Annotated in this window: 16 protein-coding genes and 3 pseudogenes; 9 read left to right on the forward strand and 10 right to left on the reverse strand. The window is 56.5% G+C overall.

What is annotated here, in order from left to right; translation table 11 throughout:
• Positions 1 to 74: 74 nt before the first annotated feature.
• The 3 genes from ACNYC6_RS28105 to ACNYC6_RS28115 all read left to right on the forward strand — a co-directional run bounded on the left by ACNYC6_RS28105 (position 75) and on the right by ACNYC6_RS28115 (position 3,243).
• Positions 75 to 1,049, forward strand: a complete 975-nt coding sequence (locus ACNYC6_RS28105) for an AraC family transcriptional regulator (protein ID WP_419710157.1) — start codon at positions 75 to 77, stop codon at positions 1,047 to 1,049.
• A gap of 95 nt (positions 1,050 to 1,144) precedes the next feature.
• Positions 1,145 to 2,251: an NAD/NADP octopine/nopaline dehydrogenase family protein gene (locus ACNYC6_RS28110; protein ID WP_419710158.1), complete on the forward strand. Its 1,107-nt coding sequence runs from the start codon at positions 1,145 to 1,147 to the stop codon at positions 2,249 to 2,251.
• Entirely contained in the window at positions 2,251 to 3,243 is a 993-nt protein-coding gene (locus tag ACNYC6_RS28115) for a 3-hydroxybutyryl-CoA dehydrogenase (RefSeq protein ID WP_419710159.1), read from the forward strand. Before ACNYC6_RS28110 ends, ACNYC6_RS28115 begins: the two co-directional genes overlap by 1 nt.
• A 9-nt stretch (positions 3,244 to 3,252) precedes the next feature.
• On the opposite strand, the gene ACNYC6_RS28120 is transcribed toward ACNYC6_RS28115, so the two are convergent.
• The 5 genes and pseudogenes from ACNYC6_RS28120 to ACNYC6_RS28140 form a co-directional block, all read right to left on the reverse strand.
• Complete coding sequence (locus ACNYC6_RS28120; protein ID WP_419710160.1) at positions 3,253 to 3,888, reverse strand: DUF4157 domain-containing protein; 636 nt, start codon at positions 3,886 to 3,888, stop codon at positions 3,253 to 3,255.
• 123 nt (positions 3,889 to 4,011) lie between these two features.
• On the reverse strand, positions 4,012 to 4,173 hold the full coding sequence (locus ACNYC6_RS28125) for a DUF2986 domain-containing protein (protein WP_419710161.1): 162 nt from the start codon (positions 4,171 to 4,173) through the stop codon (positions 4,012 to 4,014).
• Positions 4,174 to 4,835: 662 nt separating this feature from the next.
• Positions 4,836 to 6,215 (reverse strand): PepSY-associated TM helix domain-containing protein, encoded by a 1,380-nt coding sequence (locus tag ACNYC6_RS28130; protein ID WP_419710162.1) that lies wholly within the window; start codon positions 6,213 to 6,215, stop codon positions 4,836 to 4,838.
• 91 nt (positions 6,216 to 6,306) lie between these two features.
• Positions 6,307 to 6,621: pseudogene (locus ACNYC6_RS28135) on the reverse strand (TonB-dependent receptor domain-containing protein); the annotation flags it as partial.
• A 153-nt stretch (positions 6,622 to 6,774) separates the two neighbouring features.
• The gene (locus ACNYC6_RS28140) at positions 6,775 to 7,215 is read right to left on the reverse strand and encodes a DUF2946 domain-containing protein (protein ID WP_419710163.1); all 441 of its coding nucleotides are present in this window, start codon (positions 7,213 to 7,215) and stop codon (positions 6,775 to 6,777) included.
• 208 nt (positions 7,216 to 7,423) lie between these two features.
• Here ACNYC6_RS28140 and ACNYC6_RS28145 point away from each other — a divergent pair, with 208 nt between their 5' ends.
• On the forward strand, positions 7,424 to 7,546 hold the full coding sequence (locus tag ACNYC6_RS28145; RefSeq protein ID WP_419710164.1) for a hypothetical protein: 123 nt from the start codon (positions 7,424 to 7,426) through the stop codon (positions 7,544 to 7,546).
• Between the two features lie 127 nt (positions 7,547 to 7,673).
• Here the strand turns inward: ACNYC6_RS28145 and ACNYC6_RS28150 are convergent, their stop codons facing one another.
• From ACNYC6_RS28150 to ACNYC6_RS28170, 5 genes and pseudogenes are all read right to left on the reverse strand, one after another.
• On the reverse strand, positions 7,674 to 8,003 hold the full coding sequence (locus ACNYC6_RS28150) for an antibiotic biosynthesis monooxygenase family protein (protein WP_419710165.1): 330 nt from the start codon (positions 8,001 to 8,003) through the stop codon (positions 7,674 to 7,676).
• Between the two features lie 41 nt (positions 8,004 to 8,044).
• Positions 8,045 to 8,842 (reverse strand): annotated as a pseudogene (locus tag ACNYC6_RS28155) (zinc-binding dehydrogenase); the annotation flags it as partial.
• The gene (locus ACNYC6_RS28160; protein ID WP_419713027.1) at positions 8,791 to 9,327 is read right to left on the reverse strand and encodes an MASE1 domain-containing protein; all 537 of its coding nucleotides are present in this window, start codon (positions 9,325 to 9,327) and stop codon (positions 8,791 to 8,793) included. The pseudogene ACNYC6_RS28155 and the gene ACNYC6_RS28160, both read right to left, overlap by 52 nt.
• A 135-nt stretch (positions 9,328 to 9,462) precedes the next feature.
• Positions 9,463 to 9,873, reverse strand: coding sequence for an MFS transporter (locus ACNYC6_RS28165; RefSeq protein WP_419710166.1), 411 nt, complete (start codon positions 9,871 to 9,873; stop codon positions 9,463 to 9,465).
• Between the two features lie 30 nt (positions 9,874 to 9,903).
• Complete coding sequence (locus tag ACNYC6_RS28170) at positions 9,904 to 10,596, reverse strand: MFS transporter (protein ID WP_419710167.1); 693 nt, start codon at positions 10,594 to 10,596, stop codon at positions 9,904 to 9,906.
• 374 nt (positions 10,597 to 10,970) lie between these two features.
• Here ACNYC6_RS28170 and ACNYC6_RS28175 point away from each other — a divergent pair, with 374 nt between their 5' ends.
• The 5 genes and pseudogenes from ACNYC6_RS28175 (at position 10,971) to ACNYC6_RS28195 (ending at position 14,626) form a co-directional block, all read left to right on the forward strand.
• Positions 10,971 to 11,726: a hypothetical protein gene (locus ACNYC6_RS28175; RefSeq protein WP_419710168.1), complete on the forward strand. Its 756-nt coding sequence runs from the start codon at positions 10,971 to 10,973 to the stop codon at positions 11,724 to 11,726.
• A 335-nt stretch (positions 11,727 to 12,061) separates the two neighbouring features.
• Positions 12,062 to 12,763 (forward strand): epoxyqueuosine reductase QueH, encoded by a 702-nt coding sequence (locus ACNYC6_RS28180; RefSeq protein ID WP_419710169.1) that lies wholly within the window; start codon positions 12,062 to 12,064, stop codon positions 12,761 to 12,763.
• A gap of 9 nt (positions 12,764 to 12,772) precedes the next feature.
• Positions 12,773 to 12,967 carry a hypothetical protein gene (locus ACNYC6_RS28185; RefSeq protein ID WP_419710170.1) on the forward strand — a complete coding sequence of 65 codons (195 nt, stop codon included), beginning with the start codon at positions 12,773 to 12,775 and terminating at the stop codon, positions 12,965 to 12,967.
• A 97-nt stretch (positions 12,968 to 13,064) separates the two neighbouring features.
• A pseudogene (locus tag ACNYC6_RS28190) lies at positions 13,065 to 13,421 on the forward strand (methylenetetrahydrofolate reductase C-terminal domain-containing protein); the annotation flags it as partial.
• Positions 13,422 to 13,642: 221 nt separating this feature from the next.
• Entirely contained in the window at positions 13,643 to 14,626 is a 984-nt protein-coding gene (locus ACNYC6_RS28195; protein WP_419710171.1) for a DUF1852 domain-containing protein, read from the forward strand.
• Positions 14,627 to 14,628 lie beyond the last annotated feature (2 nt).

Genomic DNA, 14,628 nt, shown 5'->3' on the forward strand with positions numbered 1-14,628 from the left:
CCATGATCGGCGTCTGGGCCTCGCTCCTTTCCCAAGGAACGGGGCTTTGACGCTCCAGGTCAGGAGAAGCCTTGATGTTGAATGACGTACACCTGCTGGAACGGCACAGCCTGCTCAGCTCGGCCGATTACCGTGAGATCAAGGACAAGGTCAGTCATTATCTGTGCCCGCACAGTTTCAATGTGCTGCGCGACGAGCCCATCTACACCCGGCTCAACGGTGTGTTCTTCGGCGATTCGGCGCTGCTCGATTTGCGTTATGGCGCGCCGGTGGAGATTACCATTGGCGACATTGCCGACCAGTATCTGTTTCGCATTACCTTGCAGGGTCATTGTGAAGTCGCCCACGGGCGGCGCAGTGCAGCGATGCAGTCGGGGTGCCTGAGCGTTTCCTCGCCGTTTGCGCAAAGCCGCATTGTCACCGATGGCGAGTGTCGCAACCTGATCCTGCGCGTCGACCGGGATGCCCTGGAAACGCAACTGCAACGCCTGCTCGGCCGCAGCCTGCGGCAGTCGGTGATCTTCGATGTCAGCGTTGACCACTTGGGCGCCGGCGTCGTCAGCCTTTTTCACACGCTGGACTACATCTGTCGGCTTTACGGCAGTGGCGTGGACGGTTCGCGTCTCGCCAGCGGCTTGTCTGAATACTTGATGCAACTGCTGCTCACGCAGTTGCCGCATAACTACTCGGCGGACCTGCTGATCGACGCGCGCGCGCCGCTGCCGCACCACGTGAAGAAGGCCCGCGACTACATCGAGGAACACCTCGACCAATCGATCAGCCTGACCACGCTGAGCGAACTGTGCGATGTCTCGGTGCGTACCTTGCAGAACGGTTTCAAGCAGTTTCTTCAACAAGCACCGGTCGAGTACATTCGCGACCGCCGCCTGGCGGTGATCCATGAGTCGCTGAAGCAGGGCAGGGACGGTGAAACCGTCACCGATATATTGCTGCGTCACGGCATCAACAGCTTCGGGCATTTTTCCAGTGCCTATCGGCAGCGCTATGGCTGCCTGCCGTCGGACACCCTGCGGCGACGCAAGCACTAAGACTTCTGCGTAATCCGTAACACGGCTGCGCAATCGGATAAGCCGGTGGCGGTACGCCTCGCTAGCATCGAGTCACTTACAAGAGGAGTGGCTCCATGAAAATTACAGTGCTGGGTGGTGGACACGGCTGTTACGCCGCGGCTGTGGAAATGGCTGAAAAGGGGCATCAAACTCGCCTGTGGCGTCGCGACGGCGCAGCGCTCAAAGAGCTTCTGGCCATCGGTAGCCTGACCATCAAGGACTACCAAGGCACACGCAAATTGTCCGTTGGCCAACAGGGGGACAAGCTGTCTTTGACCGACGATTTGGCCGAGGCCCTGGGCGACGCGCAACTAATCATCATTCCGCTGCCGTCGACCTCCCACCAAGACTTGGCCAACCACGTGGCGCCGCATTTGCGCGACGGCCAGGTGGTGTTCCTGCCACCGGGCACTTTCGGCAGCTACGTGTTCGCCAAGGCCATGGCCGATGCGGGCAACAAGAGCAAAGTTGCCTTCGCTGAAACCGGCACGCTGCCGTATCTGGTGCGCAAGCATGGTGCCAGTGACCTGGTGATCAGTTGCTACGCGACCCGCCTGCCAACGGGGGTGTTTCCGAGCCACCTGTCCGAACACGCTTTCGCGGTCTTGCGCGAAGCGTACCCGAGCGTCGAACCGATTGAAGATGCTCTCAGCGGTGCTTTGATGAACGCCGGTCCGATCATTCACCCGCCGCTGATCATGATGAACGCCGGCCCCCTGGAACATTTCGAGGCCTGGGACATTCACAACGAAGGCACCCAGCCGTCGATCCGTCGTGTGACCAACCAGCTCGATGCCGAGCGCATGGCCGTGCGCGAAGCACTGACCTACGGTGCGCCGCACTTTCCCCTGGCAGACCACTACAACACCACCGAGGGCGAGGAGTGGATGTACGGTCGCGGTGCCCATGGCAAGTTGACTGACAGCGGTGACTGGCGCGAAGACATCGACCTGCAAAAGCATCGCTACATGCTCGAAGACACGCGTTTGGGTCTGTCCTTCCTGGTGTCTGTCGGCCGCTGGGCCGGTGTGCCGACGCCGGTTGCGCAGGGTTTGCTGAGCATTGCTTCGGTTGTCGCTGAGCGTGACCTCTATGCCGAAGGCCGCACCCTGGAAAACCTCGGTCTGGCGAAGCTGAGTCAGGCGCAGATGACCGAGCTCCTGACCAAGGGTTACAACTGATGAACGCTGCGCTGCCTCAAGTCAGCGTGGTCGGCGCCGGCCGGATGGGCGAGGGCATTGCCCTGGCGTTCATCCACGCCGGTCTGCCGGTGACCCTCATCGACATCAAGGACCGCGCAGAAGTTGAACGGCACGGCTACTTCGAACGCGTGCGCAACAATATCCGCAGCGAACTGCAGATGCTGGTGCGCCTCGGCGTGTTGAATCTGGAGCAGGCGGACATCGCGCTCTCCCGGTTGAGCCTGCAATCCAGGTCGCAGTCCGCAGAGGTTTTGCACCTGTGCGACCTGGTGTTCGAAGCGGTGCCGGAAGTTATCGAGGTCAAGCAGGAGACTTTTGCCTGGATCAGCGAGCACGTCCGCGCGGCGACTATCATCGCGTCGACCACCTCGACGTTTCTGGTCACCGAGCTCAGCGAAATGGTCAGTGAACCGCAGCGTTTCGTGAACGCGCACTGGCTCAATCCTGCGCACCTGATGCCACTGGTGGAAGTCAGCCGTAGTGATGCGACGTGCCCGCAGGTTGTCGATCGACTGCTGCAGCTGCTCAAGCGCATCGGCAAGGTGCCGGTGGTGTGCAATCCGGTGGCCGGCTACATCGTGCCGCGTATTCAGGCACTGGCGATGAACGAAGCCGCACGGATGGTGGAAGAGGGCGTGGCCAGCGCAGAAGATATCGACACGGCGGTGCGCGTCGGCTTTGGATTGCGCTTTTCGGTGCTGGGTTTGCTGGAGTTCATCGATTGGGGTGGCGGCGACATTCTCTTTTACGCCTCGCGCTATCTGAGTGGTGCACTGGCACCGCGTTTCGAGTCGCCGCAGGTGATCGCTGACAACATGCAAAACGGTCGTAATGGCTTGCGCGATGGTCAGGGTTTTTACGATTACCGTGAACTGGACGTGGACGCCTACAAGCAGCAACGTCTCGGTGATTTTGTCCGCAAGCTGGACTTGTCGGGGCTGACGCCAGCGTTCGATGTTGCCTTGAAATAGGCCTGTGCATCAGGGCCCGGATGTCGGGCCCTGACTGCGGGAGGTTTGCGCCGCACCCGCTCGCAGCGCTTTGCTTACCTGGGTTTGAATCTCGTAGGCAGGCGCTTCGACGGCGTTGTAGTCGCGGATATAGCGCGTGGCAAATTCGCGGACGCCCCATTGCTGGTATTGCTGCACGTGCTTCAACTCATGTGCCCACAGGGCCACATCGTTCAGTGTATCTTCGGCGTTGCGAAAGACGATGATGTCGATGAGCGTGACTGCATTGATATCGGGATTCTGCAGCATGGTGTTGGCGGCGTTCAGATCCGTATCGTCGCCTACTGTGTAGCGCGCCGAGTCGAGCACTTGGAGGTCGTAGTAGGGTTCGAGTTGGGCGCGGATATTCAGCGGGATTGTCTGGGTATCGCCGGTTGCCGCGGTGTTGCGCGATAGCACGATCCAGTTTTCCAATCCGGTGACAGCCATCTGGTTCACGTTTTCGAAGATCGTCCCGATGTCCTCTTCGGAACCCGGGGCGCAAAAACAAGCGACCACGCAAACCTGGTACTGACCGGCCGGGCAGGCGAGTACAGCGGACGAGGTGCTGACGCAAAAAAGCAGTAGCGCCGAGCAAAAAATCTGACGCAAAAAGACAGCTGACAATGGGTTCTCCCGCAGGGCACACGAGCCATCAGCGCTACGGAGCGGCGGTGGGTATCGATCTGATTTCGAAGCCAAAAAAGGCGGCGGAACCGGCGGTGGCCGCCCGGTCCTTGGCTACGTAGATCAGCTCTCGGACGACATGGTTGCGTCCTGAGCGGCTTCAGCCTCCAGCTTCAACCGGTCAGCTTTACTGATGTATTTAGGCTTGTTCTTCGGTGCCAGTTTGGCACTGGCCTTTTTAGCGTTGGCCTTCAGTATCTGGTTGAGTTTTTTACGGCGATTCATTTTTGCTACCCGGTTTGTAAGTTGTCGAATGATACCAGTTTGAAATATCGGACGAGACCCCTGTCAGCGGTGCCGGGTCGCATCAAGCAGCACCATTGGCGGGATCCCCGTCAGCGAGCATCCGGGTAAGTCGTTCACGCCCTTCATGCCTTGGCAGCACGCCGGAGGTTGTTGCTTCCCGTACAGATGAATTAACCCGGCATCTGTTCGGTCAGCAGGGTCACGGCGATGATGATTATGGTAGCCCCAGAGAAACGTCTGACCCTTTGAGCGGCGACCGGACGTACCCAAAGAATCCAGCATATCCGCAAGGTCTTCGCATACCGTGACGGTGGCACAGCGCCGATCACTGCATACAAACCTGCCCAGCTAATTGAGGGGGCGAATAGTGAGAACGGAAATTTTCGTACACTAAGCGCTACGTCTGTCAGTTGAGGGCGTAGAGGTGGACGCCGTGGCGTCAGAAAATGCAAAAATAGACCCTGCACTGACGGGAGGCGAGTAATCGATCTGACGCCTGATCGAGGCGTACTTCAACTGGATGCAGGCTAAACCCTTTGCGGCTTGCAGCCGTCTCACGGGGCTTGACGTACAACACTCCGTTTTCTGGGGACATTGGATTGTGGTCACAGTTTTGGGAGCGTGCCTCTAATCCAAGCCCCTCATGAAGAGGATGAGGCCGAATCAGTTTGTCGGGTGGCGCGCGACAACAGCACGCGGTCCAGCGCCCAGACCACCACCAGCGAAGCCCCCACCAGCGGGAACATCACGGCTAGGGCAAACATGATCACCGTCGCGGTTTTCCACTTTGGCAGGTCGTGGCGCAGCGGCGGCACGCCGAATTTGCCTTGTGGGCGGCGCTTCCACCAGATCACCACACCGCTGACGGCGCTGAGTAGAATCATCAGGCAAATCAGCAACACGATGATCTGATTGAACGTGCCGAACATTTTGCCTTCATGCAGCATCACACCGATTTCCGTGGCGCGTGCGACGGTGCCGTATTGTTGGAAACGCACGTCGGCGAGGACATCGCCGGTGTATTGATCAACGTGCAGCGTGGCGTCGTTGCGCGGGTCGTCGGCGAACACGGCGATGGTGAATACACCGGTCGCGGTTTTCGGGAAGGTGATGCTGTAACCCGGTTCGACCTTGCGCTGAACGGCGATGTTCTGCACGTCTTGCAGGCTGATGGTCGGTGCAGCGGGGCCGGCTTGCGCGCCGCCGTGCGCCATGTGTTCGGCGTGGTCGCCGGACATCGGCATCGGTGTGTTCTCCATCGCCCACGGCACGGTCTGGCGGGTGGCGGTGTTGAGGCTGCGGGCCTCGATATCGGATTTGGGCACGTTGTCCCACATGGCGGCCGGGAACACGTTCCAGACGCCTGCGTATTTCTCACCCCAGAAGCCGGTCCAGGTCATGCCACTGAGCAACATCACCAACAGCAGCGACGCACCCCAGAACCCAGTCACCGCGTGCAGGTCACGCCACAGCACACGACCACGGCTGGTCAGGCGTGGCCACAAAATGCCCGCGGCCTGGCCCCGCGGCCACCACAAAAAGACTCCGGATACCACCAACACGATACCCCAGCCGGCGGCCATTTCGATCAGTCGATCGCCGACGGTGCCGATCATCAACTCGCCGTGAATCGCCCGCGCGATGGCTTGCAGATTCATCTTGGCGTCTTGCTCGCCGAGGATGTCGCCGAGGTACGGATCGATGAACACGTTCAGTTCGGTGCCGGCATTGATCACGACAAATTCAGCACTGCGCTCGGCGTTGACTGGTGGCAGATACTGCTTGATGGTTGCTTGTGGATAAGCCTCTTTCACCCGCTTGAGCAGGTCGTCGGCGGACACGGTGTGATGGCCGGCCTGGACGTTCATCATGCTGCCGTACATCAACGGATCGAGTTGCGGTTTGAATAGGTAAATGGTGCCGGTCAGCGCCAGCATCACCATGAATGGCGCAACGAACAGACCGGCATAGAAATGCCAGCGCCAGGCGAGGTTGTAGAAATTCACTTTGGGCTGTTTCATCACGTGTGCTCCGTTATGGCATGGATTTTTTAGTTGTTTGAATGCGGTTCCTTCGCAACCTTTCGCGTGCAAGCTCGCTCCCACCGGGAGCGGCTTTCCAGTTGGAGGTCAGCCTGTAGGCCGCTCCCAGTCCGCCGCCCATGATTCGCGCGTCGATATTCTGCGCCTGGGAGGGGGTGCCCATCGGGGGCGGGAGGTAGTTGAACAGGATGTAGTCGTGCGCTCGCCCGACGTAACCTGAGGCCCAGGCGTCGAGGGCTTCGGTTTTGTATTGCAGGCCAAAATCAATTTGGGTGGTTTTCCCGGGTGTGATCGAATCGAAGGCATTCACTGAGCCAATTGGCCCACTTTTGGGGGAAACCAGTTCCCGGTAATCGGGGAATCGTTCGGTGTGGCCGAGGCCGGCACTGGCGTCTTTCAGGGCATAAGAAGCTTTGGCAGCGCTCAAGCGTAAGTGAGCAGAAAACCTGGACATGACAATTTCCATCGAACAGTCGTAAATAACACGGGCGGCAGCCTTTGGCTGACGTCTGAAGTGTGTGAGATCAGTGGTGGGTGATTACGCGACGATGGGCGGGGCGCGGGTGCGGGCGCCGGGGAAGAAGGTTTGTCGGGCGTGGCCCAAGCGGGGGGACGGGGTGGTGAAAGAGTGGGCGGGCGGGGTGTCGAAGGCTGCGAACGAAACGCCGCCAGTGAGCGCAGGGCAATTGAACAGCAAGCTGCAATAGCCGCATTTTTCCCAGAGCGCGTGATGTGAGGCGGTGGGCGAGCAGTGCTCGGCTCTGGCTTGCTCGCCGTGGTCAGCGTGCTCCATCGCCGACATATCCATGCCCATCGACATGCTCATGGACATTGAGGCGCGCGTATCCATCGGCATCGACTGAGAAATCAGCGGGCCGATAAAGATCATCAGCATGGCGAACAGGCTGATCCAGCTGCCGCGCGTCAGGCTCAATGACTGACGACGTGACGTGAATGACCTGGCGCTAAGCGGGCGCATGGACACGTTCAGCTCAGGTGATTACTGAGTGTGCTGGTGTTCGTGCACGACGTCCGGTGCCTGCTTCTACACCGCGACTTCGACACGACGATGAGTTTGTTCAACATGGCAGTTCCCCAGAACGATTCAAAACGCAAATTTATTGCGAGCAAGAATTACGCCATGGTTGGGGCGCGGTGGGGCAAGGCCATTGCTGGTGCGTCAAAACATGGAGTTGGGTACCGTTCTGGCAAACTTCGGCGAGATGTTCCCGAATGCCAGCAACCGCCAGCAGATACTTTGGGAGGCCCTAAAACGCAACACTCAAATCAACCCACTGACCAAGCAGTAACGATCAACGCAGAACCGAAAAGCCACTCAACGTGGTGAATAGGTTCTTAAGCGACGGCCAGCCTGGATCTCTTCCAGTCTGAAGTTCCGACTTTTTCAACAGAATCGGCCAAAAGCAGTCAGTCGCTCTAGTCTAAGAAACCGGTAGCTACCTGTTCGCCAGCAGAAAAAGCAGCCCCTTCAATGTGGTAGACCTTCGGTTCTTCCGAAAAATATTTCTCCAGGCCCATCATGAACATTCGGTGGTCTTCACTCTCTTCGAAGCCCGGCGTGTGATCCTCAAGCGAAGCCCATCGCACGATCAGGTTGAACAGCTCGGGGCTTTCAATCCCTTGGGCGAGCAAGTGGCCGCCGTAACCCTTGGCACGGGTGAGCAGGGGAGCGACCTCGGCAAATGCACCTCTGAAACTTTCAATGCGATCTTTGTGGACGGGGAGCAGGGCGATTTCATAAATCATGGCGTTCTTCTCATATGGCTTGAACGGTTAAAAGTACGCACTTACGAAATGAGCGATGGCTCGACGGCAATCGCGATTTTTCCTTGAATGCCGTTGTTGGGACTTTCCAGCCGGGCATGGGCGAGCGCCATGTCGGCAAGCGAATAGACAGCGCCAACGTGTGGCCGCAGCTGACCGCGTTCTACCAATGCGCTCAGTTCATCAAGTTTGCCGCGGTTCTGTCTGGTGAAAACGAAGTGATAACTCGCGTTCTTGCCCCAGGCCTGAACAAGGTTCTGCGGCTGGGCAATGTCCACAATCGAGACCACGCGGCCAAGTTGAGCGAGCACGTCGGGGCTGCGCGACAAGGTGTTGCCGCCAATGGTATCGAACACCACATCGACTCCGCGGCCATCCGTTTCCCGATTGATGACCTCGACGTAATCCTCCTTTTCGTAGTCGATGACCACATCGGCCCCCATGCCTCGTGCGAACTCGAAGTTTGCTTCGCGCACGGTCGTGAAGACCCGCGCTCCAATGGCTTTAGCCACCTGGATCGCGATATGACCTACGCCTCCCGCGCCGCCGTGGATCAGGATACTCTCTCCCACTCTGAGCACTGCACGCCCGGTCAATGCTTCCCACACCGTCCCGCCAACCAGGGTCAGACTTGCCGCCTCTAGATGGCTCAGCGATGGCGGCTTCTTCCCGATAATGCTTTCGGCCGCAACGTGGTACTCGGCATAACTGCCTGGCCCGTCAAATATTTGCGGGGTGTACCAGACTTCGTCTCCCGGCGCGAAGGACGTCAACCCCGGCCCGACTTCCTCGACAACCCCCGAGACGTCGTGTCCGGTAAGTTAAGCTCAACGTTGAGCAGGCTCATGACGGCAACGGTGGCAAAGATGATGCCGGTTACATTGGCGAACCAGATTAGCCAGAACAAATGGGATAGGGGCAAGTCGCGAGCGATCATCAGCCAACTGCCAATGAGGATCGCTTCCAGTGCACTGACAGCGATCGTGGCAAATAGCCAAATCAGGATGCCATGCAAGTCATCATGGGGCCGAGCGAAGCGGCGTACGCCCCAGGCAATGCTGAGCGCCGAGCAAAGCCCCACGCCGGAGTAGACCAGAGTCGAGGTCAGCTCATGCCGCCATAGATCATCGAGGAAGATTCGCGTCGCTGCCAACGCCACAAACAGCACCGGCCAGCGCGAACGCTGGGAGCAAAGAAAGGCCGCGACCGCTACGCCCGACGGGAACCATACAATGGGGACTTGGGAGAGCGGGTCGTCGAAGTCGAGCGAAATGATCCCTGTCACGTAATAGGTCGATACCCACATCAGCAAGCGGGCAACCAAGGTCACGCGCCCGGGTATGCTCACTGGCAGTGGCCTCTTTTGATGCTGTGGCTGTTGGTCATTTGTGGGCCTGCTCGATGATTGGGCGTGGCGTTGATTCCTGCGAGTCTCGGGAGATCAGTTTCTGCTTTTGCTGATGAGTGCAAACAATGTGAACACACTGCACAGCGCGGCGGCGAGCAGGGGTAGACCATGCACGCTCAGGTACATGGCGAATCCGGCCAATACTGGCCCCAACAACGCGCCAATGCCCCAGGCGACCGATAGTGCGCTGTAAACCCCGACCAGTTCGGCACCGTGAAAGTGTTTGCCTACCTCGGTAATCACCACAGTATAGATTCCAACGAACACCCCACCCCAGATGAACAAGAGTGGATACGAGAGCCAGTATTCATTTAAAACCAGAGGCCAGATCAACGCCCCCAGCGCTGAGAGACCCGACAGTGAAACAATAAGTCCTCGGCGATCTACATGGTCAGCGAGCCAACCAATGGGGATTTGTAAGATGATCGCGCCGAGCAACAGCATGGACAACAACCAGGTAGCCTGCTGTTCTGGCTAGCCCAGGTTCATGGCGTACAGTACAAGCAGGTTCATACCTGCGCTCTCCAGCGCGCCATTCAAGGCCGTGGCCACCAACGCCAGTGTTGCTGTGTGTAGATACAGTTTGAGGGAACGGCCCTTTTCATAACCAATGGAATGTCCATCGGTTCTAATCCGCAACAGGGAAAAAGCGGCGATCAAAGTGATCAGGCTTCCGACGAAGAAAGCAGCATTCGTGGCGTTCCCGACCCACGACAAAATGAACGGGCCCAAGGCAAATCCCAACGACAGGCTGGCTACATAAAGAGCCATGGTTTTTGCCCGGGCTTGCTCCACAGTCGAACGGTTCAACCATGTTTCCGAAACAACCATAATGATTTCGCTGAACACCCCCAGGCACAGGCGCAAGGCAAACCAGCTTTCGATTGGGGTAAAGGGAAACAAGGCCAGGAAAAAGACCGTGGCCCCCAGCGACAGAGCCAACAGCATTTTTGGACTGAAACGCCGACATAGCATGGGCAGTAAAGGTGCAACGGCAAAGACACCAACTGCCTGCATCGCCGCGTTGATTCCAACATACAGCTCGCTGAAGCCCGCGGCGGTCAACTTGATAGCGATCAAAGGAGCACTCAAGCCGTAGCTCAGACCAAATATCATCGCGGTCAGGATTATGAGTGACTTGCCATTTCCTGGGTTTGACAAGCTCATCCCTCATTCGGCTTTGTTCCAACGACCAATGCGCCAGGCATCTGTGGTTTCGAGATACTTGCGGGGCAGGCCAAGGATGCAGGACGCGATCTTTAGTATAACGTTGGCCGCGCCGTGTCGATGGGCATGCTTGCGGTACTTCTACGGTTACGTTTATTCCAAGCCAAAATCACATAGTTTTTTCATCAGGATTGGCCAGTGGCTGCCAGTCACGAAGGGCTGATTTCGATACCTGCCAGTCACCAACGCCGGCTCTCGCCCCAATATCGCGGTCACTCCCCAAAAGCCAAACCTGTATTTGAAGAGCAAAACCCCGAGAACAGCCGACAGTCTATTCTTCAAGACTTGACTCCACTTGTTCAGGGCGCCGATGTATGAACTCTCTCTGGATCGCACTGGCCATTTTCGGGTGCCTGGTTGCTGCCTCGCTTCTCATGATGCATGGGTACCCCAAGCTGGCGTCTCACCACAGGGATGAAGACACCAACACCGTGATTCGCCTGGTAGCCAATATTTTTGTGGTTATGACGTCGCTGGTCTTTGGTCTGATGATCAACTCTGCCAAGAACACCTTCGAGTCCATTGACGCAAACTTCCATGGGTATGCAACCAGCCTGATTATTTTTGACCGGACGCTACGAGGCTATGGCGATGCGACACAAGACACGCGCAACCGTGTTATCACCTATCTTGAGCGCGCTATCGAGAACCCGTATCGAGGGGACGAGGCATTGCAGCATCGCAACAGCGAAGCGGCCAAATACCTGGATGACATCGGTAAGTCTTTGACTGGCATCAAGCCGCCGGATCGCTTCCATGAAACGATGCTTCAGGATATTCGTCAGCAATATCATTCGCTCATCGAGCAACGCTGGAGGATCGTCGAGCAGTCAGAGGGAGCGATACCGGGCCCTTTGATTGGGATGCTGGTTGCCTGGTTGACACTCATTTTCGCCAGTTTTGGATACCGCGCTCCCCGGAACTCGATGGTGATTGGAATGTTCATCATCTCGTCATTGCTCATCGCGGCTTCTGTTTACCTTGTATTGGACATGGATGTGCCATTTCACGGCCCTATCCAGATATCCGACGAACCCCTGCGCAGGGCGCTTGCCGTCATGCAGCTTTAAGTGGTTCGTTGGGCTTGCATTCTGGGTGGCAGCTTTCGGAGCGGACGCTCAATGAAGTCTGTCTAACCAAGGGCGATTCAATCAATGGTACGAAGATGTGTCAGATCGATCATGAGCAGAACTACAGTTGCGTGCAAAAAAATGCGTTTGTCACCTGCCACCTTGATCCTGACAATCTCAGTCTTTGAATTTTCCGTTACCGACCAAGGACGAGATCACTGAGTGACCCTGGTAAACAGGGTTGCGGCGGCTCGCAGGCTGTGCGACGAAGCCCTTGATTCAGGATGTAGGAACGGGACGCCTGGCGTCCCGTTATGCTTTTACGAGGCGTGGTTATGAGCTTCATCGATCGACCAAAATTTACTCTGCCGGGCGGCGCTGATCGCCTGCTGCTGCACTCCTGCTGTGCACCGTGTTCTGCTGAGGTAATGGAGGCCATCACGGCATCCGGGATCGATTACACCATCTTCTTTTACAACCCCAACATTCATCCCCAGCGCGAGTATCTACTGCGTAAGGAAGAGAACATCCGTTTCGCCGAACAACATAACGTGCCGTTCGTCGATGCCGACTATGACACTGACAATTGGTTCGCCCGCGCCAAAGGCATGGAGGATGCACCTGAGCGTGGCGAGCGTTGCACGATGTGCTTCGATATGCGCTTCGAGCGCACCGCCTTGTATGCCTATGAGCATGGATTCTCAGTCATAAGCAGCTCGCTGGGTATCTCACGCTGGAAGGACATGCAGCAGATCAACGGTTGTGGTCATCGCTCGGCGGACAAGTACCCTGGTATCAGTTATTGGGACTACAACTGGCGCAAGGGAGGCGGGGCTGCGCGCATGGTCGAGCTTAGCAAGCGTGAGCGCTTTTATCAGCAGGAGTACTGTGGCTGTATCTACTCGCTGCGAGACACCAACCACCACCGCAAGGCTCAAGGGCGGGACATTATCCGTATTGGCGTCAAGTACTACGGCGATGAAGAGGATGAGCAATGTCCCGCTTCTGCTTCAGTCATACCCGCAAGAAACGTCTGAGTAGTCGAGATGGATTTGCCTCCCGCGCGCCCTCCAGAGATCATTCAGCAGGTCAAAAGTACCCGCTACAGCATTGCCCGACGTTATGGTCGTGTGACCATCGAAGGGCATACCTATGTGTATGAACACCGCACCGACACGTTGATGCGCCTGGATGTATACCGTCAGCGCAAACAAAGCGCGGGCTGCCTGTCTCCTCGCTGAACGCAGGATTTTCTTACTTGCTGGCGTCGCTGTGGTTGCTCCCTACGATCGTCAGAGGCGGTGGCAACCGCGGCTCTGACTTACAAGGTATCGGTCGATCTGGAAAACCGGTATGGCTGCGAATGCGCTACATGTTGTCGAGCGAGCGGTGAAACGGTCGTTGGTTGGCTGCGATACCTGCGGCAGCTGCCGGTTGCAGGACACTCTGTATGTTTGTCCTGAGACATGCCCTAAAGGTCTGGCGAATGGCCCCTGTGGCGGTACCCGGCTCAATCGTAGCGAATTCGCGGACCGGGAGTGCGTGCACAGCGTCAAATACCGGATTGCCAAATCTGCCAATCAGTTGCCTGTGTTGGGGCAGACGTTGATCCCTTGCATCGACGCTGACAACAGGCACCGCAGCTCATGGCCTGAATGGTTCGAACCGGAAGAGCCGACATCAAGTCGAAGCTGAGTTTTGCGGTCGAGCCGATTCAGTGAGGTAGATGAAATTTCTCCATCTAAACGCACACCAGCATGAATATGACTAAAGCGTTTTTGAATTCAATTCATTAGCTATCGCTCAAGTGCACCCTTTAAAATCCCTCTCAATTATAGAGGGTGCGGCCTGATTGCCTGAATCTCAGAAGTATCAGGCTGCACTGAAATCATTACGAAATAAGGTATGAGTCCGAAATGAGCAGTGAATTTACATTTGCCATTAAGAGCATTTGTTTCGATGAGGACTATCAGCCTTCGGACAATACGCGCATCACAACCAACTTTGCCAACTTGGCGAGAGGAAGCAGTCGGCAAGAGAACCTGCTCAACACCCTGAAGATGATCGACAATCGCTTCAATGCCTTGGCGCATTGGGATAACTCGAAAGGCGATCGTTACACTGTCGGGCTTGAGATCATTTCCGTCGAAATGAACATCGATGCTGATCACAGCGGTCATGCACTTCCATTGATTGAAATATTGAAAACGACAATTGTTGATCGGGAAACCAACGAGCGCATTGATGGCATTGTCGGAAATAATTTTTCCTCGTACGTGCGAGATTACGACTTCAGCGTGCTGTTGCTGGGGCACAACAAGGATCAACCGAAATTCAGTATTCCGGATAATTTCGGCGATCTGCATGGAAAACTCTTTAAAACTTTCGTGAACTCAAGCGTGTACAAGGAGCACTTCAAGAAAGCGCCTGTGATCTGCCTCAGTGTTTCCAGCAGCCGAACCTACCATCGGACTGAAAATCAGCATCCAGTGCTGGGTATTGAGTACAAGCAAGATGAATATTCGCTGACGGATGAGTACTTCAATAAAATGGGCTTGAAGGTTCGCTACTTCATGCCTGCAAATAGTGTTGCGCCGTTGGCTTTCTATTTTTCCGGCGATTTGCTCGGTGATTACACTAACCTTGAGCTGATCAGCACCATCAGTACGATGGACACCTTCCAGAAGATCTACCGTCCTGAAATTTATAATGCCAATTCTGCAGCCGGAATATCCTACAAGCCAAGCTTGCAGAACCAGGACTATTCATTGACTCGTATTGTTTACGATCGAGAGGAGCGTAGCCGGTTGGCTATTGAGCAAGGGCAGTTTGCTGAAGAACAGTTCATCAAACCGTACCGAACTGTCCTTGAACAGTGGTCCACCCATCACGCTCTTTGACT

The sequence above is a fragment of the Pseudomonas sp. NFX224 genome (genome assembly GCF_048565165.1).
In the GTDB taxonomy this organism is placed as follows: domain Bacteria; phylum Pseudomonadota; class Gammaproteobacteria; order Pseudomonadales; family Pseudomonadaceae; genus Aquipseudomonas.